The organism is Alloprevotella sp. OH1205_COT-284 (genome assembly GCF_003859795.1).
Classification (GTDB): Bacteria; Bacteroidota; Bacteroidia; order Bacteroidales; family Bacteroidaceae; genus Alloprevotella.
The window spans coordinates 21,324-45,922 of record NZ_RQYI01000002.1 but is presented as its reverse complement, the minus strand read 5'-3'; the positions used below and the strand labels follow the sequence as shown (position 1 = coordinate 45,922).

The window sequence follows — 24,599 nt, the reverse complement described above, 5'->3', positions numbered from 1 at the left end:
AACATGCGAAACTGGCAAACCATTAAAAACTACCAAGAGATTCTTTTCGACTTTTTTGAAGGCATCGCCCGCATCACGATCAATCGTCCGCGCTATCGCAATGCGTTCACGCCGACCACCGTTTCCGAAATTTCCGAAGCCCTCCGCCATTGCCGTGAGGCACAAGATATTTCTGTCGTTGTGCTCACGGGCGCACACTCGCCGCTCAAAGAAGGACAGACGGAAGAAGAGCGCATCTGCACGGAAGCCTTTTGTGCAGGTGGCGATATGAATGTCAAAGGGCGCGGAGGTTATGTCGGCGGCGACGGCGTGCCTCGTCTTAATGTGCTCGAAGTTCAGAAGCAAATCCGTTCTCTTCCCAAACCCGTCATTGCCATGGTCAATGGCTTCGCTGTGGGCGGTGGTCATGTCCTGCATTTGATGTGCGACTTGACGATTGCCGCCGAAAATGCACAATTCGGTCAAACCGGCCCCAAAGTCGGTTCGTTTGATGCCGGTTTTGGTGCGAGCTACATGGCACGTATCGTCGGACAAAAGAAAGCGCGCGAAATTTGGTTTCTTTGCCGATTGTATTCCGCCCAAGAGGCCGAACGAATGGGCATGGTCAATAAAGTTGTGCCCTTTGAGCGTTTGGAAGACGAAACCGTGGAGTGGGCACAGCGCATGATGGAGCATTCGCCTCTCGCCTTGCGCATGATCAAAGCCGGATTGAATGCCGAGCTCGACGGACAGGCCGGCATACAGGAGTTGGCCGGAGATGCCACGATGCTCTACTACCTGCTCGATGAAGCTCATGAAGGCGGACGGGCTTTTCTTGAAAAGAGAAAACCCGACTGGTCAAAATTTCCCAAACTTCCGTAAGACGAAATGCCATCGGAGGCGGTTTTCCGTATTGGTGAGAAAGAAAATTCTACCTCCAATCTAAAAAAAACTACCTCAGAGGCAGAAATTTCTACCTCTGAGGTAGTTTTTGCTGTGTTTCGTTGCTCTTTTTTTTCATCCATTTTCTTTTCCAACATTTCTTGTGGAGCGGCTCATATCTCATTTTCAAATCAACATCCGTCCCGAAACCTTGCGTTTCAAACAGCCGGCAGGCACCTCTCGCGGCATCTATCGCGAGCGTAAACTTTGGTATGTAGAACTTCGTGGAAACGACGGCAATCGCCCTCTGTGTGGGATCGGAGAATGTGCACCGCTGATGCAACTGAGTTGCGACGACATGTCGCGATATGACGACGTGTTGAAAAAAGCCTGCGAAGCATTGACCGCGACAGGGGAGATTCCCCGGCAAATGCTCACGAACTTTCCCTCTATCTTGATGGGATTGGAAACTGCACTTCTGTCCTATGAAGCATGCAAGGCCACGGGAGATCCGTTTCGCCTTTTCGACACGCCTTTTTCGAGGGGGGAGGACAGCCTCGTCATCAATGGGCTTGTGTGGATGGGAAATTTCAAAGAAATGCTGCAAAGGATGGAAGAGAAACTTGCGGCCGGATTTCGCTGTGTGAAACTCAAAATCGGTGCCATCGACTTCGAGCAAGAACTCGACTTGCTCCGAAAACTTCGACAAAATCACAGCAACCGACATCTCGAAATCAGAGTCGATGCCAATGGAGCGTTTGCAGTTCGGGAGGCCATGGAGCGGCTTCAACGACTGGCCGAGTTCGATCTTCACAGCATCGAGCAACCCATCAGGCAGGGGCAATGGGAAAGCATGGCGGAGTTGTGTCGAACCTCTCCCATTCCGATAGCCCTCGACGAAGAACTGATCGGCGTGAACACCACCCAAGAGCGAGTGGATTTGCTGGACACGATACGCCCTCAATACATCATTCTCAAACCCACACTCCATGGCGGTTTCTCCGGAGCCGACGAGTGGATCTCTTTGGCAGAAGAACGTCGCATCGGACACTGGGCAACATCGGCTTTGGAGAGCAACGTTGGGTTGAACGCCATAGCGCAATGGTGCAGCCGACGCTATGCATCACTGCCTTCACTGCCGCAAGGTTTGGGAACCGGACAACTCTTTGAAACCAATCACCGCTCCGTTTCTCTTCATCCGGAAGGCGATTGTCTTTGGGCAGGCGATAGAGAACGGCGGGATTTTGAGGGAAAAGTGAAGGCTTTTATCTCCGATTGGCACAGTGAGGCTTCCACCATGAAGGTGAAAACGAGCGGTAGCACCGGAACGCCTAAAACGATCGTCGTGGAGAAAAAAAACATGGCGGCCGGCGCAGAAAAAACGTTGAAATATCTTCGTTTGAAAGAAGGCGACACTGCACTGCTTTGTTTACCAATCGATTATATTGCAGGAAAGATGATGGTGGTGCGTGCGCTGTTGGGTAAACTTCGTTTGCTTCTTGCCACTCCCGACACGCATCCGCTTCGAGGGCTGATCTGCCCTCCCATGTTTCTGGCCGTGACCCCCATGCAGGCTTTGGTGTCGCTCCGAACCGACGGAGAGCGAGAACTCTTTCACGCCACGCCGCGCATCATCATCGGAGGGGGAAGCGTGAGCCGCGAATTGATCGAGGCGGTGGGAGCGTGTCGCGGCGAGGTGTACAGCACTTATGGCATGACGGAAACCCTTTCGCACATCGCCTTGCGCAGACTCAATGGGGCATCTCCCGAAGAATACTACACGCCTTTGACAGGAGTTCGGGTTGCTCTCGATTCAAACGGCTGTCTGACGGTGGAGGCTCCCGATGTCTGTCCGAAACGATTAGTGACCAATGATTTGGCCGAACTCCTGCCCGACGGTCGTTTTCGCATTCTCGGACGCAAAGACAATGTGATTTGTTCGGGAGGACTCAAATTTCAAGTGGAAGAACTCGAAGCCAAACTTTCGTCCCTGCCTTGTCGCTTTCTGCTCACGGCAGTTCCCGATACCGTTTTGGGAGATGCTCTGACGATGCTTCATGAACCGACAGCGGCCGATTTGCCCTCGATTTGTCGCTCCTTGCTGGGACGCTACGAGGTGCCACGCAAATATTTTTCCGTCGATCGCCTCCCATTCACCGAAACCGGAAAACCGGCACGGCTTCAAGCACGGCAACTTGCCATGAGGCTTGCCGAAATGGATCATGAGCAACCGAATGAAATGTCAAAAGACACGACCGCCGGCGATTTGTAGAGAGATTTGACGGCATTGTCAATGAGCGAGGCTGCCATTCTGCTTTCCGCTGCGGAGTTGCAGCGTGTGATAAGAAAATGTATCCCGAATTTGTGTAAAAAAGACAAAAATATTTCCGCCTTCATGGCGCAAAATACAGTTTTTTTTTTCGAGAGAGTTTTTTCTCTATATTTTTTCTATATTTGCAGACCAAAATCAACAAAGCATTGGTTTCTATCCTGTGTTTGCGGTCGAATTTCTTTTTCTCGTCTTCACAGAGCTTGAACCTTAATCTTAAAATTTACAATACTAATGAACAACAATTCGATTAAAGAACGTCTGATTGCGATGAACTTTTTGGAGTTCGCCGTTTGGGGGGCTTATCTGATTTCGATGGGTGGCTATTTGGCCAAAATGGGCATCGGAGCCAACATCGGTTGGTTTTACTCAGTGCAAGGCATCGTATCAATTTTTATGCCGGCCGTTGTCGGCATTATCGCCGATCGCTGGATCGAAGCACAACGTATGTTGTCGATTTGTCATTTCGTGGCCGCATTGACCATGATCGTCGTCGGCTATATCGGGCTGACGGGAAATGTTACGTTTGAATCCATCTTCCCTTGGTACACGCTCAGCGTTGCGGCCTATATGCCGACGTTGGCACTCACCAACTCCGTTTCTTACAACGCTCTTGAACGTGCCGGATTGGATACGATCAAGGATTTTCCGCCCATTCGCATCTTCGGCACGATAGGTTTCATTGCCTCCATGTGGTTGGTCGATCTTTTGGGATGGCAACACAGCGAGAAGCAGTTTTTCCTTTCTGCGGCTTGGAGCTTGGGGCTTTCGGCCTATGCCCTCACGCTGCCGGCTTGTCCTTTGACCAAAGGCAATGAAAAGAAAGGTTTGCTTGAAGCCATGGGACTGAATGCGTTTAAGCTCTTTGCACATCGCAGAATGGCACTCTTCTTTATCTTCTCGATGCTCTTGGGAGTAAGTCTTCAAATAACCAATGCTTATGCCAACTCTTTCATCAGCAGCTTTTCTGCCAATGAAGTTTTCAAAGGGTCTTACTTCGTGGAGCATGCCAATATCCTGATCTCTTTGTCTCAAATATCAGAAACGCTTTGTATCTTGCTCATTCCTTTCTTCTTGAAACGATACGGCATCAAGACAGTCATGCTCATTGCCATGTCGGCATGGGTGCTTCGTTTCGGCTTCTTTGCTCTCGGCAATCCGGCTTTTCCGGGTGTGGTCTTCTTCATCCTCTCAATGCTGGTTTATGGTGTAGCCTTCGACTTCTTTAATGTTTCGGGATCTCTTTTTGTGGACAAAGAAACAGATTCGAGTATTCGTTCGAGCGCACAAGGTTTGTTTATGCTGATGACCAATGGTATCGGTGCTTCTGTCGGCACTCTTGGCGCACAGTTCATCGTCAATCTGTTTGTACACAATGAAAACGGACACATGTTGGGAGATTGGCAGACGGTGTGGTGCATTTTTGCTGCTTATGCGTTCGCCGTGGCAGTGAGCTTCTTCTTGATTTTCCGCGAAAAGAAAGCCCGATAAACTCCGAATACATCTTCCGGCATCGCAGTATAACGGCGGAGGTCGGGAAAAGAGATTTTTGAGAGCACAGTTTGCTCGTTTTGAAAAGGAAACGATGCAAATACCGCGTTTCAGGGCATGAAAAAAGATAGTTTGTGTCAAAACCATTTGGTGAACTCTCCGAAAATCACTAAATTTGCTCCGCTTTTCCGCTCAACCGCTGTCCGGCGTATCTCCTAAAAGACCCAAATATTGGAATGAGATACAGTAGAATCCGGAGAATGTTGGGCTGGGGCGATTAACAATTTAATACATCCGTCACAATGGCAGATTTAATCAAAATTGCTGAAGAAGCATTTGCTACCGGTAAACAACACCCCTCTTTCAAGGCCGGTGATACCATTACCGTAGCTTACAAAATCGTCGAAGGTAACAAAGAACGCACACAGCTTTATCGCGGCGTTGTTATCAAAATTGCAGGACACGGTGAAAAGAAGCGTTTCACTGTTCGCAAAATGTCCGGTACGATTGGAGTTGAACGTATTTTCCCGCTCGAATCTCCTGCTATCGAGAGCATCGAAGTGAACAAAGTGGGTAAAGTTCGTCGTGCCAAGCTCTACTACCTCCGTAGTCTTACAGGTAAGAAAGCTCGCATTAAAGAAAAGCGCACTGCAAGCAAAGCATAAGCCAAAGAAAATTGGCTTATATTTGAAACAAGAAGCCGTTTCAAGACCTGATGGTTTTGAAACGGTTTTTGTTATCTCACAAACTTGTCGTATCCCTCCCTTTCAAATACTCTCTCATGAAACCTATCTGTTTCAAAGTCTGCAATCAAGATTAAATCTGCCGACAAATCAGACTTTTTGTTTTGTGAGAAATAAAATCTTAGCAAAAGCCTCTTGTAAAATTGCACAATTTCCCAAAAGAACGGAATGGGCAATTTTATAAGAGGCTTTTGCTGAGGAATTAAAAGGGGAAATAATGGTAGTTTTGCAGAGGGGGCAAAGGTGGCGAAGAGTTATTCAAAACCCAGTTCTTTCCACCAATCGGCGTTGTCTTGCAAGTGTTTTGCAAACCAAGCCATGATGGCCTCTTGCCATTGAGAACGCTTGAAATAGTCCATGATCACATGATTTTCGGCAGGAACTTCGATATAGCTGACTTCTCTGCCCAAGATGCGTAATGCCGTGAATAGTTGTTGGCTTTCGTTGGTGGGTACGTTGGTGTCTTGCGTGCCATGAATGAGCAAAAGGGGAGTTTTTATTTTGTCGGCTTGAAACAAGGCGGACTGTTTGATGTAGAGGTCGGGATTATTCCACGGATAAGAACCGTACATGGCCGTTTCTCCGTAAGTGTAGCCCCAATATCCCCCTCCCCAATAGGAGGCAATGTTGGAGATGCCGGCATGGCTTACTCCCGTTGCAAAAATATCGGTTTGGGTTTGCAGGTATTGCGTCATAAAACCGCCATAGCTCGCTCCCATACAGCCGATTTTTTGAGTATTAACATAGGCATGACTTTTACAAAAGGCTTTTGTGCCTTCTATGATGTCGTCGGCCGACATTTTTCCCCATGTATTGACATGACGTGCGGCAAACTCTTGTCCGAAGCCGATGGCACCGGAAGGCTCGACGACAAGAACGACGTAGCCCATGTTGGCCAAAACGGAAAGAGGGTAGTGAAATTCGAGAACGCGAGAAGTGGGCATGCAACCGCCATAGTAGTAGACGATCATCGGGTATTTCTTCTCGGCATCGAAATCGGCAGGCAAATAGTAGAAACCTTCGATTTGATCACCGCGCGAAGAGGTGAAGCTCCAAGGAGTGCAGGAGGCCACGCGAGTGTCATGATAGAGTTTTTCAAAAGAAATTTCGCCGAAAGGTGTACACTTGGGACGAGGGGACGAGAGATGTGTGAAATATGCGTTACGGGAGGAAGTTCCGGTTTGTCCGAAAAAAGCCATGGCCGGATTGGGGGTGTTGGCTATGCTGTATCTTTCGACATAGCTCACCGGGAGATCGAAACGATGTCGTTTGCCGGTTTTCGGATCGAGTTTCCATATCGTTTCGTCGTAGCCATCCACACACTTCATATAGATATTGTTGTCGGCCGTGTGCCATGCGGCTTCTGCCACAGAGGGTTTGAAGTTCTGCAAAAGAGGAGAAGCTTTTTGGGTTTTAATGTCGTATAGAAAGAGGCGTTTGTCGAAACTTTGAGGATGTTGGTCGGCTTTCACTTCACTGCCGATTCCCTCGAAAGCAGCGGGAGATGCGGTGAAAAGAATTTGCCGTGAGTCGGGACTGTATTGTGCCTTTTCTATCCAAGGCTGTTCGAAGAGGAGTGTGTCCACTTGCCCCGTTGCCAAAGTCATTTCGTAGACATCGGTGAGGCTGAACGGCGAGCGTTCGGGCTTCATGGTGTGGCGCATGAATAAGATGCGGCTGCCATCGTCGGTGATATCTTCGAGGTGAATATTTTCTTTGCCAAACGTGAGTCGTTGCAATGTGCCGCTCGATATGTCGAAATAGAAAAGAGAGGAGCGGTGCCGCCATTCCGGCTGCCGATCGTCGGGATGTAGAAGTTGTTTAAGTGCTCCTTTGCTTTGGGGTTGCTCGTCGGGAAGATTGAAAATGAGGAATTTCTCGTTGGGGGAAATTCTGAAACTTCCTTCCGGCATTCCGGTGGCTACGGTTTCTTCTTTCATCGTAGCAGGATCCAAGGCAATGAGCGACGTGCCGTGTTCCGTTGCTTTGGTAGCATAGAGCACGTCGCGTTTCGGCATCCATGTGAAATCGGCATAGCTGTTTGTACGAAGAAGCGTTTTGTTTTTGGCCGGTTCGGAGAGCACGCTGCGGTAATTGGTGCTTCCGTTGCGATTGGTTTCGTAGTAGTGGGTGAGGAGATAGCGTCCGGAGGGAGAAATGCTGACATTATAGAAACGTTCGCCGTGTTTCATGTCGTCTAACAAAAACTTCCGCTTTTCGCCATTGTTGAGTTTTATGTCTTTCAAGTCTTTGCCGACGAGCGATACGTGAAAAGTGTCGGTTGCATTTCGGTCGGAATAGACCAAAAGAGCCACTTCACTGCGTCCGGGGCGCAGCGGAAGTTCGGGCACATGAATGGAGGAACCATTTAGGAACATGTCGAAACGTTTTGTCTTGGCAACGTTCAATTTGACCTTCTTCCATTTTTCTGTGTCGATAGTGAAGCGCACAACATGGAGCGACTCCTTGTTCAACGCCGTGCCCTGTTGCAGAATTTCTGCCTTCTGATTGGAGCGACGCATGGCCAAAACGGCGTTGTGTTTGAGTGTTTCGACAGGGTCGAACTGTTCTCCTTTCAAGTTTACGCTGTCGGTACGGAAAGGTGCGAACAAGGGGAAAGAGGCGTCCAAATAGGCTTGTCGGACAAAAAGAGTGTCCTCAGACAAAGGAGACGCCAAAGCCGAGGAGGAAGAGAGAGAGCAAAAGAGAGTAAAAAAGAGAAGGGGAAAAGAGAGGTTGATTTTCTTCATGATAAAGAGGGAAAAAGCAGGACAAAGATGCCGCGATATTGAGGCGTTGTCTGTTGCGATGAAAAAACAAAGAAAAGTAATACGCGAAAAAACAAGGCTACTGTTGTTCGCGCTGTTCGGAGATAAGCTGAAAGTCCTTTTTTCGGAGCTTGAATGAATTGGTGAGATAGCGATCTCTGACAATTTGGTTTTCAGAGAGTTCTTCCGGTGTTCCGTGAAAAAGGATTTTGCCCTCAAAGAGCAAATAAGCTCTGTCGGTGATACAGAGGGTTTCTTCCACGTTGTGGTCGGTAATAAGAATGCCGATGTTTCGGTCTTTCAGTTTCCACACGATGTATTGAATATCTTCCACGGCGATGGGGTCTACACCGGCAAAAGGTTCGTCGAGCATGATAAACTTGGGGTCTATCGCCAAGCAACGTGCTATTTCCGTACGCCTCCGCTCGCCTCCCGAAAGTTGGTCGCCAAGGTTTTTACGGACTTTTTGCAGACGAAATTCACTGATCAGCGATTCCAGCATTTCTTGCTGTTCTTCTCGCGTTTTATCGGTCATTTCAAGTACGCTCGAAATATTATCCTCCACGCTCATCTTCCGAAACACGGAGGCTTCTTGTGCCAGATAGCCAATGCCGGATTTCGCCCTTTTATAGACGGGATACTTGGTGATTTCCCGTTCGCCGAGATAAATATGCCCGTCGTTGGGCACGACCAATCCGGTAGTCATATAAAACGACGTCGTCTTACCGGCACCATTGGGGCCGAGTAATCCGACGATTTCTCCTTGTCTTACATCGAATGAAACGTCATTGACGACTGTTCGTTTTCCGTAGCGTTTCACCAATCCCTCAGTGCGAAGCACCAAGGGTTGGGCAGCGTCTTTTTCTTGTTGTTCGTAGGGCTCTTGCAAAAGAGGGGAACATTGTTCTGTCGGAGTGGCAGACTGCGTTTTGTCCGAAAGAGGAGCGTTTTCTTTCATGCTGTTTGTTACTAAAAAAGGAGCAACTCAAAAATGAGGCGCTCCTTAGAAAAAGAGGTACCAAGCAGATTCGAACTGCTGTAGCAGGTTTTGCAGACCTGTGCCTAACCGCTCGGCCATGGTACCGTTTTTGTTTTACGAGTGCAAAAGTACTACTTTTTTTTGAACTTGCAAGTATTTCTCTTGGTTTTTTATCGAGAGTGGGGCAGAGATGAAGAAAAACAGTGTAAAATGTGAGCTTTTTTCTACTCTGTGGAGTTTTTTTCAAACCTGTTCTCAGACTTTTTCGGTGCGTCATCCAAATTCCATTTCCTCTTTGTCGAGTTCAATTTTAGGGTTTAGCGGCTTGATATTTCGGAAACGGCCGGCGTATCTTTATATTTTTGCAGAAATCTCTGCAAAACAATTTCTTCAAAAAAACGAAACCTCAGCAAAATGGCTCCTATTTCTCCGTAATTGGTTCCAACGTGCCTTTGGCTACAACTCAAACGTGGTTTTTAGGAGGAAGGATAGCACATTGTGTGGCTTATCCTATGTTCTTTTGAGAAATCGTCGAAAAACCTACACTATACCTTTCATATCGCTGAATTTTAGCAAGATACAAGTGTATGTGGCGGCATTTCAATATACATTGAAAGATTCTAAATCCATGATACACAAATAGAAAGAGATGTAGACCGATTTTCCCAAAACCTACACTGCCTACATCGGGGCTTTCGGGGCATCTGCACGCTTTGCCGATGCAATGTGTAGGTTGTAATGACGAATGTAGTTGATTTGCCACGTTGTATACATTCGCAACGGTTTATAAATCTGCGATTTAAGAGGGATAGTGTAGACAATGTAGATAAAAAGAAGAAAAAGTCCCGGTAATAGGATGAATGTTGTTGTTTACGCAGAAATGGCCTCATCTCCTCTTCCGCTTTTCCGGATATATTTTAATGTTTCGGAACGCATTGATTATACATGCGCGTGTGCGAAAAGTAAAGAAGGTGTTTCATTTTGTCGGGAGGTAGATTTCCTTATCTTTGAGGTAGAAAAAAATATCTCAAAGGTAGTTTTTCAAAACTCAGAGGTAAACGCTTTTCCGGCTTCGTCATGTTTTGAATGGGGCATATTTCTTGTTCCGCTTCAATGTCACGACAAAGTTCATCATGTAGGGTTTCTCTTTGTTGTCAATCTCCTTTTTATTGCTTACCTTTGCCAAGTGAAGAGGATTGCACGGATTTCGGAATAAGCCGCCGGGAGCAGATACTTCTTCGCGTATAAGAAGAATAATCATCAATAAAACTCGCAAACAATGGCAGAATGGTTTGAATGTAAGATAAAATACGAACGCACGCTCGAAAACGGTATGGTGAAAAAGGTAAACGAGCCTTATTTGGTCGATGCCCTCAACTTTACGGAAGCCGAACGACGCATCATAGAGGAAGTTGCACCTTTTATGACCGGAGAGTTTCAGGTGAGCGACATTAAAAGGGCGCGGTTTGCTGAAATTTTTGAAACAACGGATGCAGAGGCCGATCGATGGTTTAAGGGAAAACTTGTGTTTGTCACCCTTGATGAAAAAAGCGGTAAAGAGAAGAAGTCTTCTCACAATATCTTGATTCAAGCGTCCGATTTGCGCGATGCCGTAAAGCGTTTGGATTTGGGCATGAAAGGCTCGATGATGGACTATGTCATTGCTTCTGTTGCGGAAACTCCGATCATGGATGTTTATCACTACAAGGCCGATATTCCTGAAAAGACCGAATAACTCTTTTAAGCCAGTATCGTGACAGAACTACAAAATCGCCTCATCCAAATTCGCCGTGAACTTCCGCCCGAAGTTCATCTTGTGGCTGTGTCTAAGTTTCAGCCTGTTTCGGCTTTGCAAGAGGCCTATGATGCAGGGCAGCGTATTTTCGGGGAAAGCAGGGTGCAGGAATTGCAACAAAAGCATGAAATCCTCCCCACTGACATCGAGTGGCATTTTATCGGGCATTTGCAGGCTAATAAAGTGAAATACATAGCCCCTTATATTTCGCTCATTCACGCCGTGGACAGTGTGAAGCTGCTTACGGAAATAGATAGACAGGCGCAAAAAAACAATCGTGTCATTTCGTGCTTGTTTCAAATACACATCGCACAAGAAGAAACCAAATATGGTTTTTCCATAGAGGAATTTCGAGATTTCTTGGAGAAAGGAGCATGGAGAGGCATGTCGAATGTGCGTTTTTGCGGCATAATGTGCATGGCCACTTTCACAGACGACAGAGAGCAGATACGTAAAGAATTTCGGACGGCTCGCGATTTGTTTGAAGAAACTCGTGAGCGGTATTTTAAGGAGAGCAAAGACTTCTCTCAGTGTTCTTGGGGAATGACAGACGATTATCCCATTGCGATAGAAGAAGGCAGCAACTTGGTGCGCATCGGTACAAAGATTTTCGGCAGTCGATAAACACGGCTGTGTTCGTTTGAAAAACATCATCTTTTGCCCTCGAAACGCTCCCGAAATCCTTTTGAATGTGCGTTTTGACAAGATTTAACGACCTTTCAATAGGAGAAAAAGGATTGGAAAACTCCCATATTGTAGAAGAAAATCGTATTTTTGCGAAAAATGAAATCGAAAGACGAAATCATAGTCCTGATCCGTAACGGACATTTGCTCGAAGCCGAACATAGACTCAAAAACGAACAACCGGAAGGGTTGAGCGACAGCGATCGATATTATCTCATGGGCTTGATCTTTTCGAAGCGTTCGGATTGGAAAAATGCGAAAGGCTGTTTTCTGCGTGCCGTAGAATGCGACAACGACAGTCCTGCCGCCGAGGCATTGAGTATGCTCACGGACATTTATGATTTCTATTATAAAGACAATTTAAATCCTTAAAAGCAAAGACAATATGGCTAAGATCAGAGGTGCCGTGGTGATCGATCAAGACAGATGTAAAGGGTGTCGGCTCTGTGTCGTGGCTTGTCCGACGCAAACCTTGGCTCTTTCCACTACGTCGGTCAATCATCGTGGTTATGCTTTTAGTGAAGACGTAAATCCCGATGCCTGCATCGGGTGTTCGTCTTGTGCGCAGGTTTGCCCCGATGGTTGCATCACTGTTTATAAAATCAGAGAAGAGTAAAAAAGCAGACATCTCTCTTACTCTTTTCTCTTATTTTTCCTGTCTTTTTTTTGACGCTCAATAAATGGAACAAGAAATACTGTTGTTAAAAGGAAATGAAGCAGTGGCACATGCAGCCATACGCTGTGGGTGTGATGCTTATTTCGGTTATCCGATCACTCCGCAGAGCGAAGTGTTGGAAACTTTTGCCGAGCTCGAACCTTGGAAAACCACCGGCATGGTCGTGTTGCAGGCCGAAAGTGAAGTGGCCAGTGTCAATATGCTCTATGGAGCAGGCGGTTGTGGCAAGAAAGTCATGACGTCTTCGGCAAGCGTCGGCATTGCACTGATGCAGGAAGGCATCAGCTATATGGCCGGAGCCGAAGTGCCGGCTTTGATCATCAACGTGCAAAGAGGGGGGCCCGGACTGGGAACCATACAACCTTCTCAAAGCGACTACAATCAAGCCACGAGAGGCGGAGGAAACGGTGATTATGAAGTGATCGTTTTGGCACCCAACAGCGTTCAGGAAATGGCCGACTTTGTGGAGCTCGGCTTTGAATTGGCATTCAAATATCGCACTCCGGTCATCATGCTTTCCGACGGAGTGATTGGGCAAATGATGGAAAAGGTGACGCTCAAAGAGCAACGCCCTCGTTTGACGAATGAGGAGATTGCCCGAAAATATCCGTGGGCTTCCATAGGACGCACGCCCGATCGCAAACCCAATGTCATTACTTCGCTGGAATTGCAACCGGAGATCATGGAGAAGCACAATTTGCATTTGCAAGCAAAATATCGTGAGATCTCACAAAACGAGGTGCGCTACGAAATGAGCGGATCGGAAACGCCGGAGCTGGCCATTGTCGCTTTCGGATCGGCTGCCAGAATTTCTCAGAAAGTGGTGGATTTGGCCAAAGCAGAAGGCATAGAGGTGGCATTGCTTCGTCCGATCACGCTGTGGCCTTTTCCCACGGAATCCATACGCGAATTGGCCACCAAGGTGAAAGGTATTCTTACTGTTGAAATCAACGCAGGACAAATGGTCTTTGACGTGAGATATGCCGTTGAAGGCCGCATACCGGTCGAGCATTACGGACGATTGGGCGGAATTGTACCCAGTCCCGATGAAATTTTGTGTGCATTAAAGAAAATGTTGAAACCATGAAACGCTTTGATAGCGAAAAAGAACTTCGTGCCGAGCAGCGAAAAAGACGTTTCCTCGTCATACGGAATTGGCTGAACGGTATTTTCATTGTTTTGTCGATCGTTTCCATTATCGGTGTTTTGGTGTTTGACAAAAATGATGTGAAACTACAAATCAGTTATGCCATTGCCATCGTTGCCATACTTGTGAAAATGGTAGAATCATTCTTTCGTATGCCCGGAATTTTCAATAAGTTATAACAATGACAAAAGAAGAAATCATTCAAAAAGGCAGTTTGGCTTACGAAAAGCCCTCTCTGTTGAATAATAATACCATGCACTATTGTCCGGGGTGCTCTCATGGCGTGATACATAAACTCATTGCCGAGGTCATTGAGGAAATGGGAATGGCAGACAAAGCCATCGGTGTTAGTCCGGTGGGATGCGGTGTGTTTATTTATAAATATTTGGACATCGACTTTCAAGAAGCTGCTCACGGCCGTGCTCCGGCATTGGCCACCGGTATTAAGCGAGTGCTTCCCGATCGCTTGGTCTTTACTTATCAGGGAGATGGCGATGCCGCCGGAATTGGCGGTAATGAAACGCTTCATGCGCTGAACAGAGGAGAAGGGATCACGATTATTTTTATCAATAATGCGATTTACGGCATGACCGGCGGACAAATGTCCCCGATGACCCTCATGGGGCAAGTCACGGCGACAAGCCCTTACGGACGAGAAGCCGCCATTCACGGATACCCCTTGAAGTTGGCGGAAATTGCAGCGCAGTTGGAAGGTACGGCCTATGTTACTCGACAAAGCGTGGAAAGCGTGGCTGCTATTCGCAAAGCGAAATTGGCTTTGAAAAAGGCCTTTCAAATTTCCATGGAAGAAAAAGGTTCTTGTTTGGTAGAGTTCGTAGGAACTTGTTCGTCGGGGTGGAAAATGACTCCCGTCGATGCCAACAAATGGATGAGCGAACAAATGTTTTTGTATTATCCGAAGGGTGACTTGAAAGATATTACCAAAAAAGAAAAGTCATGACACAAGAAATCATCATATCCGGATTTGGAGGACAAGGTGTGCTTTCGATGGGAAAAATTTTGGCGTATTCCGCTCTGATGGAAGGCAAAGAAGTGAGCTGGATGCCGGCTTATGGGCCTGAACAACGAGGAGGAACGGCCAATGTCACCGTCATTGTGAGCGATGAGCGAATTTCCTCTCCAATTCTTTCAACCTATGACACGGCAATTTTGCTGAATCAACCTTCGCTTGAAAAGTTTGAAAAGAGAGTGAAGCCCGGAGGAGCGCTTATTTATGACGGCTTCGGGATTATTGCCCCTCCCTCTCGAACCGACATCAAAAGCTATTGTATGGAGGCGATGAATGCGGCCACCGAGATGAAACTCGTGAAATGTTTCAATATGTTTATCTTGGGCGGATACTTAAAGGTGCATCCCATTGTGAAAATAGAGAGTGTGATGAGAGCACTGCGGAAAACGCTGCCGGAACGTCATTATCATTTGCTGCCAGCGAATGAACAAGCGATTTTGAGAGGCATGGAGTTGGTGAGCCTTTGAATTTGAGAGGCGGCATATTGAAATAAAATAGTAATACAGTAAAAAGCGATTATCATTATGGCAAGTAGAAGATTGCTGAAAAAATCGATCAAAAATATTTCTTCCGAACTGTTTAACGATTGTGTTTTGCTTCATTGTACGCATCCCGAAAAAACAAGTCGTTCGGAGGAGTTGATGCAGGAGATCTTGTTGTTGAATGTGGAATATGTGAAACGTATCAATCATACGGGAAAAGGCAGCGAACGGCAGTTTTATCGAAAGCTGCGTAAAGAGTTTGTGGAAAAAGCCATAGCTTTGAGTAAAACCATATCAGAGGCTTAATACTTATTGCGAACGATACTTGGCCGTAGTCTTTGAACAGACTGTGATGGAGCAAGTATCGTCGCTTCGCTTTTGTGTTTTAAGTAAAATGTTACAATCTGTCTGTAAGTTCATCTTGTTTCGCCGGTTAGGTTGGAAACTGAATATCACAGTTCCTCAGCGTGATAAATGTATTCTTTGTGTAGCTCCTCACACCAGTAATTGGGATTTTATCATCGGGGAATTGTTTTATACGGCTTTGGGAAGAAAAGCCGGTTTTTTGATGAAAAAAGAATGGTTCTTTTGGCCGTTGGGAGCACTCCTCCGAAAAATGGGAGGTATACCGGTTTATCGTTCCAAAAAGGTTTCACTCACCGATCAACTGGCTTTGGCTGCCCGTGAGAGTAAATATTTCAATTTGGCGGTTACTCCGGAAGGCACTCGTTCTCGTTCGGAAGAGTGGAAAAGAGGTTTTTATTTCATTGCCTTGAAAGCCGGTATTCCGATTCAACTTTTTGGTATCGATGCCAAAAACAAGACTATTGTATGTACTCGTGAAATCACTCCTACGGGAGATGTAGACGCAGACATGAGGAGCATTATGGAGTATTACAAACAATTTGAAGGATTGGCTTTTTATCCGGAGAAATTTGCCGTAGAAAGGATTTGAGTATTTATGAGTGGTATTCGCAGCTTAGTGATTCTTCTTTTTTATGCCCTTGCATTGCTTACGATGCAGGGGCAAACTCCGACAAATTCTTCTTGGAACAATTGGAAGGAGGCCGGGGTGGAGTATGTCGGCGAACCATGGGTTACCAACTTGTCGCGACCTTATACACTTAACTCTGCTTTGTCTCGACGTCATCTTTTTATTGCTCCCAGCCATGGACGATATTATAATGGCGAAATATGGAAATGGCAACGTCCTCAGATGTTTGGCAGTGTGGAAGACTTATTGACGCAAAGTTTTGTTTTTCCTTATCTCATACCGATGTTGGAAAATGCGGGAGCAATCGTTTACACTCCTCGTGAACGTGATCCGCAAATTCATGAAGTCGTGGTCGATAACGACCAGCCCGGTCGGGACGGAACTTATGAGGAATGGAACACGAAGAGCGACACTTGGGAAGATAAATACGGAATTTGGCAAACTGCCGGAGGAGTGGGATTCTCAATGCCTTTGACGACGTTGCAAGCTTCGATTATGCCCTTTCGGTTGGGAACAACGCGTTTTATTGCCAGTGTGCAAGAGGAAGAAAAACAAAGTAAAACCATTTGGACACCCAAGATCCCTCAAAAAGGAAGATATGCGGTGTATGTCAGTTATGCCACTCTTCCCAATGCCGTTCCGGACGCATTATATACCGTATGTCATGCCGGCGGTAAAACGTCTTTTAAGGTAAATCAAAGAATGGGAGGAGCGACATGGCTCTACTTGGGAACGTTTTTGTTTGAACAGGGACAAAACGAGAGAGGCCGTGTGGAATTGTCCAATTTCAGCAAAACCAAAGGATTGGTTTCCGCAGACGCTGTTCGTTTCGGAGGTGGAATGGGAATTGTAGAACGCTCGCTGCCACAGACAGTCATTTCTCCCGACAGTGTGATGCATTATGTTTATGATCGTGGAACGACAAGCGGTTTGCCCCGTCAATTGGAAGGAGCACGTTATTATGCTCAATGGGCAGGGCTTACCGATACGCTTTATAATGCAGACCCTATGCAGGGAGATTATGACGATGATATTCGTTCGCGTTCACATTTATTGAATTTGCTGGGAGGAGGATCGGTCTTTATGCCCGACACGTTGGGGAGAGGCGTTCCTTTTGAACTGGCTTTCGCCTTACATACGGATGCCGGTTTCAGTAAGAATGGAAGTGTTTACGGCACTTTGGGGATTGCTACGACCAATGATGAAAGAGGTCAAAGGGTTTATCGTTCGGGAGTGAGCCGGACGACTTCTTTGGAATATGCAAAGATGATGTTGAATACGGTAACTTCCGATTTGAGTCGTCTTTACAAAGTAAACTGGCCTTATCGTGAGTTGCGCGATAGAAACTATGGAGAAACAAGAAGTCCGGCTGTGCCTTCCATGATATTGGAACTGCTTGCGCATCAGAATTATCGAGATATGACTTTTGCACACGACCCGAATTTCAAATTTCATGCTTCGCGTGCCATTTATAAAAGTATTCTCCGATATATTGCTTCGATGAGGCAAGAGGCAGCCCCGAATGTGCAACCTCTTCCGGTGAAAGGTTTTTCTGCCCGCCTTTCCAAAGGAGGGGAAGAAGTGGAACTTTCTTGGACACCGGTGGAAGACCCGCTCGAACCTTCTGCTACTCCCACCGAATATGTTGTTTATTCCGGCACCTTCAACGAGGGCTTTGATAATGGTCGTTTGACGGATGGGCGCACGAGTATAAAACTGTCCGTAAAACGAGGAGTGCATCATGTGTTTCGTGTTTCCGCTTTGAATCGGGGAGGAGAGAGCTTTCCCTCGGAACCGCTGAGTGTTTATGTGCCGAATGCGGCAGGGAAACCATTGCGTGAAGTGCTTGTAGTAAATGCTTTCGACCGACTGAGCGGCCCTGCACGTATCGAAACAGCCGACAGTCTTGGTTTTGATTTGGAGACCGACTTGGGAGTGCCGTGTGGTTATACGACGGCTTTTTGCGGACGGCAAGTGAATTTCTCTCGGGAAGCTATGGGACGAGAAGGGCCGAACGGACATGGATACAGCACGTCGGAACTTGTCGGAGCGAACATTGCGGGCAATCGATTTGAAGGAGTGGGCATTCACACAGACGCGATAGTCAAAGGACAGTCCGAACACGGAGTTGCTGTGTCTTCGGTCAGCGCAGAGGCTTTCGCCGCGATGGCACCTTCCGAATTGAAACGCTTTGCCGTGATAGACTATGTCTGTGGTTTGCAGCGAGATGTGCCCTACAACTTGAAGTATTACAAAACTTTTCCAATGTCTTCGAGAAAGCTGTTGGAGCACTTTCAAAAAGAAGGAGGAAATATCATGGTGAGTGGCAGTTTCATCGGTAGTGATATGCAAGCCAAGGAAGAACGTGATTTCCTTCGGAGAGTTTTGCATCTTGAACACGAGGGCACCTTGCGCCATGACACCTTGGGAACTTTCAGAGGTCTGAAACTCGACTTGCCGATCTACAATCATCATAATCGGGAGCACTTTGCCTGCCGGCAGAGTGACATTCTAAGTCCTGCAGAAGGGGCTTTTTCTGCATTCTCTTATGGTGTAGACGGTTATAGCGCAGGGGTGGCATTTCCCGGAAGAAAACATAAAACAATCACCATGGGTTTCCCCTTTGAATGTTTGGCCGACGAAAGCATTCGCGTGCAGGCCATGAAAGCAATGTTGAATTTCTTACTCGATTTCAAAAAATAAAATCAATAAATATGGCAACGGTAGACGATAAAAAGATTATCTTCTCAATGGTTGGTCTGTCCAAAACGATCAAACAAACCAACAAAACAATTCTTAAAGACATTTATCTCAGTTTCTTCTATGGAGCAAAGATCGGTATCATCGGTTTGAATGGTTCCGGTAAATCCACATTGATGAAAATCATTGCCGGGTTAGACACCGATTATCAAGGAGATGTTGTTTTTTCTCCCGGTTATTCTGTGGGCTATTTGCCGCAAGAGCCTCATTTGGACGACAACAAAACGGTACGCGAGGTGGTGCAAGAGGGAGTGCAACACATTGTGGATGCTCTCGCCGAATACGAAGAGATAAACAATAAGTTCGGACTTCCGGAGTATTATGAAGATGCCGATAAGATGAATGAACTCTTCGCTCGACAAGGCGAATTGCAAGACCTCATCGACGCCACTGATGCGTGGAATTTGGATAGCCGTCTTGATAGAGCCATGGCAGCACTTCACTGTCCCCCGGCAGAACAGAAGTGCGAACATCTCTCCGGAGGAGAACGGCGTCGAGTTGCTCTTTGTCGTTTGTTGCTTCAAAAGCCTGATGTACTTTTGCTCGACGAACCCACCAACCACCTTGATGCCGAAAGCATCGATTGGCTCGAACAACATTTGAACCAATATGAAGGCACGGTGATCGCCGTAACCCACGATCGCTACTTCCTCGACGATGTGGCCGGCTGGATCTTGGAGCTCGACAGAGGAGAGGGCATTCCTTGGAAGGGCAATTACACCTCTTGGTTGGAGCAGAAGTCTAAACGAATGGAGCAGGAAGAAAAAGTGGCTTCAAAGCGTCGCAAAACGTTGGAACGTGAATTGGAATGGGTGCGCATGGCTCCCAAAGCCCGACAAGCCAAGGGAAAAGCCCGTCTGAATTCTTACGACAGATTGCTCAATGAAGACCAAAAGGAAAAAGAGCAACATCTCGAAATCTTCATTCCCAATGGCCCTCGTTTGGGCAACAAAGTCATAGAAGCCCAACATGTGAAGAAAGCTTTTGGCGAGAAAACGCTTTTCTCCGATCTTAACTTTATGCTGCCTCCCAATGGCATTATTGGAGTCATCGGCCCCAACGGTGCAGGAAAAACCACGCTTTTCCGCCTCATCATGGAATTGGAGAAAGCAGATGCCGGCACCTTTGAAGTCGGTGAAACGGTGAAAATCAGTTACGTCGATCAGCAACACAAAGATATAGACCCGCAAAAGAGTGTTTATGAGGTTGTTTCGCAGGGCAATGAACTGATGCGCATGGGTGGAAAAGACATCAATGCACGTGCTTATCTTTCTCGTTTCAACTTTTCGGGAGCCGATCAAGAAAAAAAGTGTGGTGTGCTTTCCGGTGGCGAGCGCAATCGTTTGCACCTCGCTCTTGCACTCAAACAAGAAGGAAACGTGCTATTGCTGGACGAACCCACCAATGATATTGACGTCAATACTTTAAGAGCCTTGGAAGAAGGACTTGAAGCTTTTGCGGGATGTGCCGTTGTTATTAGTCACGACCGTTGGTTCCTTGATAGAATTTGTACCCACATCCTTGCTTTTGAGGGCGACGGAAATGTCTTCTATTTCGAGGGCAGCTATTCCGATTATGAAATCAATAAAGCTAAGAGATTGGGAACGGAAGAGCCCAAGCGTATTCGTTATCGAAAGTTGGAAGATTAAAAATGTTGGTGTCCGGTAAGTTTTATCGGATACCAATTATTTATCGCTGTCCGGTAAACTTCCCCATCGCATAAAAACTTTCCCGAAGCCCTGTATAATGGAACTTCGAGTTTCCTTTTTCAAAAAGCCTCTCGTCAAATAAGGAGAAGGCTCGTTATGTACCTTTCTCCAATGATGATCTCGTAAAATCGTCGAAAAACATACACTATGCCTTTCATCTCCTTGAAATTCAGTGGTATGCGAATGTATGTGGCGATTTGCCGATATACATGGGAGAAGGTTAAGTCAATGATACACAGACAAAAATGAATGTAGACGGATTTTCCCAAAAACTACACTGCCTACATGATTGTGAGTTCGGACATTGGTATTCCTTCCCGATGTTCTGTGTAGGTTGTGCCAACGAATGTAGTTTTTTTTTCGTGTTGTCTACATTCGCAACAGATTATATATCTGATGTTTAAGTAGGGTAGTGTAGACAATGTAGATAAAAACGAGAAAAACTCTTGGTAGGGGCGGAATGTGGCTTTTTTATAAAAGAATGGCGGCATCTCCTCTTCGGATTGTCCGAATATTCTTTCAATGTGTCGGGGCGCATTTATCAAAGGAGTAGTGCAAACGGAGTAACGAGTAGAAAAATCTGCCACAGACCTAAATTTCACAACTTCCTACTTGCTTCCCGTTTGGGTGATTGGGATGTTCGACCTTTGTTTGAAAGGCCTTTTTTAATTTATAGGAGGTCTTTGCCATTTTCATGTGCCGACAAGCAAATTCGATGTTCTCGGCAGTGAGTTTCGCAGCGGTTTTGTGTCGGATTGTGGCAGAATTGCGGATTTTTCAATGAGAAGTCATTACTTCAAAAAGATGCTGCTTTGCGCGGAAAGGGCGACTTACTTTGAATGATATTGACCTGTTTCATGCAAATATGCCATGTGCAAAGCGCACAAAGACAAAATAAACTCTGTTTTTAGAGAAAAACACATGACAAACATTTGCGTTGTAATAATAAAGAAGTAAATTTGCATGCCGAATATTATCCAAAGACCTCTTGTTTGAGGCGAAACATTTGCGTGTTAATAGCTATTTTTCTTTGGCCTAAAATAGTGGTTAGTGAATCGCAGATGAAGATAATCTATTTTTTCGGGGAAATCCCCTTAGTAACTACAAATTTTTAAAACTTAGAATGGACACTTTAAGCTACAAGACCATTTCTGCCAACAAAGCAACCGTTCAGAAAGAATGGGTAGTGGTAGATGCAACCGATCAAGTTCTCGGTCGCCTTGCCTCAAAAGTTGCCAAGCTCCTTCGTGGTAAGTATAAGCCAAACTTCACCCCTCACGTAGACTGCGGCGACAATGTAATTATCATCAATGCCGACAAATTTATTTTGACCGGTAAAAAGATGACCGATCGCGTGTACTACACTTATACCGGATACCCCGGCGGACAGAGAGAACACACACCTGCTTCGATTCTTTCCAAACCCAACGGTGCCGATAAACTCCTCCGTCGTGTCGTTAAGGGCATGCTTCCCAAAAATCGCCTCGGTGCTCAAATGCTTCGCAATCTCTACGTCTATACCGACGCCACTCACAAGCACGAAGCTCAAAGCCCCAAAGTTATTGATATTAACACCATTAAGTAAACCCACTGACACATGGAAATGATCAACGCATTGGGCCGTCGTAAGAGCGCCGTTGCCCGCATCTTTGTGACCGAGGGCACCGGTAAGATCACCATCAACAAGCGTGACCTCACCGAATATTTTCCCTCTACCATTCTTCAATTCGTGGTGAAACAACCCCTTACCCTTTTGGACGCCACTGAGAAATACGATATCAAGGTAAATCTCTATGGGGGTGGTTTTACGGGACAAAGCCAAGCATTGCGTCTTGCCATTGCTCGTGCACTCGTGAAAATCAATGCCGATGACAAAAAAGCTCTTCGCGCAGAAGGTTTCATGACACGCGATCCTCGTCAAGTCGAACGCAAAAAGCCCGGTCAGCCCAAAGCTCGCCGCCGCTTCCAATTCAGCAAACGTTAATCTGTATTATCGGCAAGTTTGCTGAATTAGGAAAAACGTTTAACTTCCAAATTTGCAGGACTGTATAGACAAAACTCCTTGCACTACCTGCGGATTGGTTGACATCTTTTCGGCTCGAAACAAAGCAGAAAAGAAATATAAAACAATGGGCACGTGTCTCCTCAAATCATAGGATTCTGATACGTTTGAAGCATCTTGCGTTAGAATGCCCTACAACTTATAGGAAAGATAAACATAAATACACTTCAAAATGTCCAGAACAAATTTTGAAACTCTTCTCGAGGCCGGCTGTCACTTCGGCCACCTCAAACGTAAGTGGAATCCCGCCATGGCTCCTTATATCTTTATGGAACGTAATGGCATCCACATCATAGACCTTCATAAGACTGTTGCAAAAATCGACGAAGCTGCCGAAGCTCTCAAACAAATTGCAAAGTCCGGTCGTCGCATTCTTTTTGTAGCTACTAAGAAACAGGCCAAACTGACAGTTGCCGAAAAAGCTGCTGCCGTAAATATGCCTTATGTGACTGAGCGTTGGCCCGGTGGTATGCTCACCAACTTCCCCACCATTCGAAAGGCTGTTAAGAAAATGGCCAACATCGACAAGCTCACCGCAGATGGCACTTTCTCCAATCTTTCTAAGCGTGAAATTCTGCAAATCAGTCGCCAACGTGCCAAGTTGGAAAAGAACCTCGGTTCTATTGCCGACCTGACCCGCCTTCCCGCAGCTCTGTTTGTGGTAGACGTTTGCAAAGAACACATCGCTGTGAAGGAAGCCATTCGCTTGGGTATTCCTGTATTCGGCATCGTTGATACCAATGCCGATCCCAATCTTGTGGACTATGTCATCCCTGCAAATGATGATGCAACCAAAAGTGTAGAGGTGATTCTCGACGCTTGCTGTGCAGCCATTGCAGAAGGTATTGAAGAACGCAAGATGGAAAAAGTTGATACCGAAGCTGCCGGTGAGGGCGAAGCCAAACCTCGTCGCAATCAGCGTGCCCGTGTAGAAAAAGCAGAGGAAGCTCCTGCAGAGGCTGCTGAAACGGCTGAATAATATTGATCACGAGGTTGCAAGGTGAGTCGGTAGAGAAGAATGATAGTATTCCGGCCGATTGACCTTGTGACCTTTCTTATCACTACAAAACTCGCAAAACACTATATCCAAATGGCAGTAGGAATTGAAGATATTAAAAAACTGCGTGCATTGACCGGCGCAGGATTGAGTGACTGTAAAAATGCCCTTGCCGAAGCCGAGGGTAATCTTGATGCAGCCGTAGAACTCATTCGCAAACGCGGACAAGCCATTGCCGCAAAACGTTCTGATCGTGAAGCGGCGGAAGGCTGTGTGCTTGTAAAAGTAGATGGCAAATTCGGTGCTATTCTCGCTCTCAAATGTGAAACCGACTTTGTTGCCAAAAATGCCGATTTCGTAGCCCTCACCCATGAAATCCTTGATGCGGCCATTGCTGCCCGTTGCAAAGATATTGAAGAGGTTAAGGCACTCAACATTGGCGGCCGCACTGTGTCGGAACGTATCACCGATCAATCCGGAATCACGGGCGAAAAAATGGAGCTTGACGGTTATCAGGTTGTGGAAGGTGAATGCCTCGCCGCTTATAATCACCAAAACAACAACATGCTTTGTGCCCTCGTGGCTCTCAATGCCTGCCCCGGAGATGAAACCGTGGGTCGCAACGTGGCCATGCAAATTGCTTCTGCAAGCCCCGTGGCTATTGACGAAAGCAGTGTTCCACAAGAAGTGAAAGACACCGAATTTAAGGTGGCTGTGGAAAAAACAAAGGTTGAACAAGTACAGAAAGCTGTTGAAGCTGCCATTAAGAAGGCCGGTTTCAACTCTTACATTGCCGAAAGTGAAGAGCATATTGAGGAAGGCGTTCGTAAAGGAAACATCACAGAAGCGCAAGCTGATGAAATTCGCCAACTCAAAGCTACCACTGCCGCCGAGAAAGAAGCCAACCTCAATGAGGCAATGATTCAAAACATTGCCAAAGGACGTTTGGGCAAATACTTCAAGGAGGTTTGCCTTCTCGAACAAGAATTTATTTGGGATAAATCCCTTTCTGTGGCTCAATATCTGGATGGTGTGCAGAAAGGCTTGACCGTAACTGCCTTTAAGCGTTTCACGCTCCGCGCCGAATAATCT

General features: G+C 46.4%; 23 protein-coding genes, 1 tRNA gene and 1 pseudogene. 22 read left to right on the top strand and 3 right to left on the bottom strand.

The genetic code is table 11. The annotated features are described in order from the left end of the window. Positions 1-3 precede the first annotated feature (3 nt). The 6 genes and pseudogenes from menB to EII14_RS01105 all read left to right on the top strand — a co-directional run bounded on the left by menB (position 4) and on the right by EII14_RS01105 (position 5,608). On the top strand, positions 4-861 hold the full coding sequence (gene menB, locus EII14_RS01125; RefSeq protein WP_124930732.1) for a 1,4-dihydroxy-2-naphthoyl-CoA synthase: 858 nt from the start codon (positions 4-6) through the stop codon (positions 859-861). Positions 862-1,036: 175 nt separating this feature from the next. After that, positions 1,037-2,098: pseudogene (locus EII14_RS09635) on the top strand (o-succinylbenzoate synthase); the annotation flags it as partial. A 60-nt stretch (positions 2,099-2,158) separates the two neighbouring features. Further along, positions 2,159-3,133: an AMP-binding protein gene (locus tag EII14_RS09630; RefSeq protein ID WP_370241656.1), complete on the top strand. Its 975-nt coding sequence runs from the start codon at positions 2,159-2,161 to the stop codon at positions 3,131-3,133. 291 nt (positions 3,134-3,424) lie between these two features. Further along, positions 3,425-4,681, top strand: a complete 1,257-nt coding sequence (locus tag EII14_RS01115) for a nucleoside permease (RefSeq protein ID WP_124930731.1) — start codon at positions 3,425-3,427, stop codon at positions 4,679-4,681. Between the two features lie 302 nt (positions 4,682-4,983). Further along, positions 4,984-5,346: a 50S ribosomal protein L19 gene (rplS, locus tag EII14_RS01110; protein ID WP_124930730.1), complete on the top strand. Its 363-nt coding sequence runs from the start codon at positions 4,984-4,986 to the stop codon at positions 5,344-5,346. A gap of 22 nt (positions 5,347-5,368) precedes the next feature. Further along, a complete protein-coding gene (locus EII14_RS01105) occupies positions 5,369-5,608 on the top strand; it encodes a hypothetical protein (RefSeq protein WP_124930729.1) in 240 nt (79 codons plus the stop codon). 70 nt (positions 5,609-5,678) lie between these two features. Here the strand turns inward: EII14_RS01105 and EII14_RS01100 are convergent, their stop codons facing one another. The 3 genes from EII14_RS01100 to EII14_RS01090 all read right to left on the bottom strand — a co-directional run bounded on the left by EII14_RS01100 (position 5,679) and on the right by EII14_RS01090 (position 9,276). After that, complete coding sequence (locus EII14_RS01100; RefSeq protein WP_124930728.1) at positions 5,679-8,174, bottom strand: prolyl oligopeptidase family serine peptidase; 2,496 nt, start codon at positions 8,172-8,174, stop codon at positions 5,679-5,681. 97 nt (positions 8,175-8,271) lie between these two features. Then, a complete protein-coding gene (gene lptB, locus EII14_RS01095; protein WP_233569323.1) occupies positions 8,272-9,150 on the bottom strand; it encodes an LPS export ABC transporter ATP-binding protein in 879 nt (292 codons plus the stop codon). A gap of 55 nt (positions 9,151-9,205) precedes the next feature. After that, a tRNA-Cys gene (locus EII14_RS01090) sits at positions 9,206-9,276 on the bottom strand. Positions 9,277-10,450: 1,174 nt separating this feature from the next. Between EII14_RS01090 and EII14_RS01085 the strand changes: the two genes are divergently transcribed. The 16 genes from EII14_RS01085 to tsf all read left to right on the top strand — a co-directional run bounded on the left by EII14_RS01085 (position 10,451) and on the right by tsf (position 24,596). Then, complete coding sequence (locus EII14_RS01085; RefSeq protein ID WP_124930727.1) at positions 10,451-10,906, top strand: DUF4494 domain-containing protein; 456 nt, start codon at positions 10,451-10,453, stop codon at positions 10,904-10,906. A gap of 18 nt (positions 10,907-10,924) precedes the next feature. Beyond that, a complete protein-coding gene (locus EII14_RS01080) occupies positions 10,925-11,590 on the top strand; it encodes a YggS family pyridoxal phosphate-dependent enzyme (protein ID WP_124930726.1) in 666 nt (221 codons plus the stop codon). A 159-nt stretch (positions 11,591-11,749) separates the two neighbouring features. Beyond that, positions 11,750-12,022 (top strand): hypothetical protein, encoded by a 273-nt coding sequence (locus tag EII14_RS01075; RefSeq protein WP_124930725.1) that lies wholly within the window; start codon positions 11,750-11,752, stop codon positions 12,020-12,022. A gap of 13 nt (positions 12,023-12,035) precedes the next feature. Continuing rightward, on the top strand, positions 12,036-12,266 hold the full coding sequence (locus EII14_RS01070) for a 4Fe-4S binding protein (RefSeq protein WP_124930724.1): 231 nt from the start codon (positions 12,036-12,038) through the stop codon (positions 12,264-12,266). Between the two features lie 64 nt (positions 12,267-12,330). After that, complete coding sequence (locus EII14_RS01065) at positions 12,331-13,413, top strand: 3-methyl-2-oxobutanoate dehydrogenase subunit VorB (protein ID WP_124930723.1); 1,083 nt, start codon at positions 12,331-12,333, stop codon at positions 13,411-13,413. Then, positions 13,410-13,652, top strand: a complete 243-nt coding sequence (locus EII14_RS01060) for a hypothetical protein (protein ID WP_124930722.1) — start codon at positions 13,410-13,412, stop codon at positions 13,650-13,652. The genes EII14_RS01065 and EII14_RS01060 overlap by 4 nt, the downstream gene beginning before the upstream one ends. Before the next feature lie 2 nt (positions 13,653-13,654). Further along, on the top strand, positions 13,655-14,434 hold the full coding sequence (locus tag EII14_RS01055; RefSeq protein ID WP_124930721.1) for a thiamine pyrophosphate-dependent enzyme: 780 nt from the start codon (positions 13,655-13,657) through the stop codon (positions 14,432-14,434). Next, positions 14,431-14,970 carry a 2-oxoacid:acceptor oxidoreductase family protein gene (locus tag EII14_RS01050; protein ID WP_124930720.1) on the top strand — a complete coding sequence of 180 codons (540 nt, stop codon included), beginning with the start codon at positions 14,431-14,433 and terminating at the stop codon, positions 14,968-14,970. Before EII14_RS01055 ends, EII14_RS01050 begins: the two co-directional genes overlap by 4 nt. 57 nt (positions 14,971-15,027) lie before the next feature. Continuing rightward, positions 15,028-15,291, top strand: a complete 264-nt coding sequence (locus EII14_RS01045) for a hypothetical protein (RefSeq protein WP_124930719.1) — start codon at positions 15,028-15,030, stop codon at positions 15,289-15,291. 88 nt (positions 15,292-15,379) lie between these two features. Continuing rightward, entirely contained in the window at positions 15,380-15,940 is a 561-nt protein-coding gene (locus EII14_RS01040) for a 1-acyl-sn-glycerol-3-phosphate acyltransferase (RefSeq protein ID WP_124930718.1), read from the top strand. A gap of 6 nt (positions 15,941-15,946) precedes the next feature. After that, the gene (locus tag EII14_RS01035) at positions 15,947-18,682 is read left to right on the top strand and encodes an N-acetylmuramoyl-L-alanine amidase (RefSeq protein WP_124930717.1); all 2,736 of its coding nucleotides are present in this window, start codon (positions 15,947-15,949) and stop codon (positions 18,680-18,682) included. 11 nt (positions 18,683-18,693) lie between these two features. Beyond that, on the top strand, positions 18,694-20,388 hold the full coding sequence (gene ettA, locus EII14_RS01030) for an energy-dependent translational throttle protein EttA (protein ID WP_124930716.1): 1,695 nt from the start codon (positions 18,694-18,696) through the stop codon (positions 20,386-20,388). A 1,183-nt stretch (positions 20,389-21,571) separates the two neighbouring features. Further along, positions 21,572-22,033 carry a 50S ribosomal protein L13 gene (rplM, locus tag EII14_RS01025; protein ID WP_124930715.1) on the top strand — a complete coding sequence of 154 codons (462 nt, stop codon included), beginning with the start codon at positions 21,572-21,574 and terminating at the stop codon, positions 22,031-22,033. Between the two features lie 12 nt (positions 22,034-22,045). Further along, positions 22,046-22,432, top strand: a complete 387-nt coding sequence (gene rpsI / locus EII14_RS01020) for a 30S ribosomal protein S9 (RefSeq protein ID WP_124930714.1) — start codon at positions 22,046-22,048, stop codon at positions 22,430-22,432. 250 nt (positions 22,433-22,682) lie between these two features. Further along, a complete protein-coding gene (rpsB, locus tag EII14_RS01015; RefSeq protein WP_124930713.1) occupies positions 22,683-23,489 on the top strand; it encodes a 30S ribosomal protein S2 in 807 nt (268 codons plus the stop codon). A 111-nt stretch (positions 23,490-23,600) separates the two neighbouring features. Beyond that, positions 23,601-24,596 carry a translation elongation factor Ts gene (tsf, locus tag EII14_RS01010; RefSeq protein ID WP_124930712.1) on the top strand — a complete coding sequence of 332 codons (996 nt, stop codon included), beginning with the start codon at positions 23,601-23,603 and terminating at the stop codon, positions 24,594-24,596. Positions 24,597-24,599: the final 3 nt, after the last annotated feature.

Excerpts from the sequence above, each read along its gene's own strand:
- menB (WP_124930732.1), top strand. The coding sequence starts at position 4 with ATGCGAAACTGGCAAACCATTAAAAACTACCAAGAGATTCTTTTCGAC.
- EII14_RS09630 (WP_370241656.1), top strand. The coding sequence starts at position 2,159 with ATGAAGGTGAAAACGAGCGGTAGCACCGGAACGCCTAAAACGATCGTC.
- EII14_RS01115 (WP_124930731.1), top strand. The coding sequence starts at position 3,425 with ATGAACAACAATTCGATTAAAGAACGTCTGATTGCGATGAACTTTTTG.
- rplS (WP_124930730.1), top strand. The coding sequence starts at position 4,984 with ATGGCAGATTTAATCAAAATTGCTGAAGAAGCATTTGCTACCGGTAAA.
- EII14_RS01100 (WP_124930728.1), bottom strand. The coding sequence starts at position 8,174 with ATGAAGAAAATCAACCTCTCTTTTCCCCTTCTCTTTTTTACTCTCTTT.
- lptB (WP_233569323.1), bottom strand. The coding sequence starts at position 9,150 with ATGAAAGAAAACGCTCCTCTTTCGGACAAAACGCAGTCTGCCACTCCG.
- EII14_RS01085 (WP_124930727.1), top strand. The coding sequence starts at position 10,451 with ATGGCAGAATGGTTTGAATGTAAGATAAAATACGAACGCACGCTCGAA.
- EII14_RS01075 (WP_124930725.1), top strand. The coding sequence starts at position 11,750 with ATGAAATCGAAAGACGAAATCATAGTCCTGATCCGTAACGGACATTTG.
- EII14_RS01070 (WP_124930724.1), top strand. The coding sequence starts at position 12,036 with ATGGCTAAGATCAGAGGTGCCGTGGTGATCGATCAAGACAGATGTAAA.
- EII14_RS01065 (WP_124930723.1), top strand. The coding sequence starts at position 12,331 with ATGGAACAAGAAATACTGTTGTTAAAAGGAAATGAAGCAGTGGCACAT.
- EII14_RS01060 (WP_124930722.1), top strand. The coding sequence starts at position 13,410 with ATGAAACGCTTTGATAGCGAAAAAGAACTTCGTGCCGAGCAGCGAAAA.
- EII14_RS01055 (WP_124930721.1), top strand. The coding sequence starts at position 13,655 with ATGACAAAAGAAGAAATCATTCAAAAAGGCAGTTTGGCTTACGAAAAG.
- EII14_RS01050 (WP_124930720.1), top strand. The coding sequence starts at position 14,431 with ATGACACAAGAAATCATCATATCCGGATTTGGAGGACAAGGTGTGCTT.
- EII14_RS01045 (WP_124930719.1), top strand. The coding sequence starts at position 15,028 with ATGGCAAGTAGAAGATTGCTGAAAAAATCGATCAAAAATATTTCTTCC.
- EII14_RS01040 (WP_124930718.1), top strand. The coding sequence starts at position 15,380 with ATGTTACAATCTGTCTGTAAGTTCATCTTGTTTCGCCGGTTAGGTTGG.
- EII14_RS01035 (WP_124930717.1), top strand. The coding sequence starts at position 15,947 with ATGAGTGGTATTCGCAGCTTAGTGATTCTTCTTTTTTATGCCCTTGCA.
- ettA (WP_124930716.1), top strand. The coding sequence starts at position 18,694 with ATGGCAACGGTAGACGATAAAAAGATTATCTTCTCAATGGTTGGTCTG.
- rplM (WP_124930715.1), top strand. The coding sequence starts at position 21,572 with ATGGACACTTTAAGCTACAAGACCATTTCTGCCAACAAAGCAACCGTT.
- rpsI (WP_124930714.1), top strand. The coding sequence starts at position 22,046 with ATGGAAATGATCAACGCATTGGGCCGTCGTAAGAGCGCCGTTGCCCGC.
- rpsB (WP_124930713.1), top strand. The coding sequence starts at position 22,683 with ATGTCCAGAACAAATTTTGAAACTCTTCTCGAGGCCGGCTGTCACTTC.
- tsf (WP_124930712.1), top strand. The coding sequence starts at position 23,601 with ATGGCAGTAGGAATTGAAGATATTAAAAAACTGCGTGCATTGACCGGC.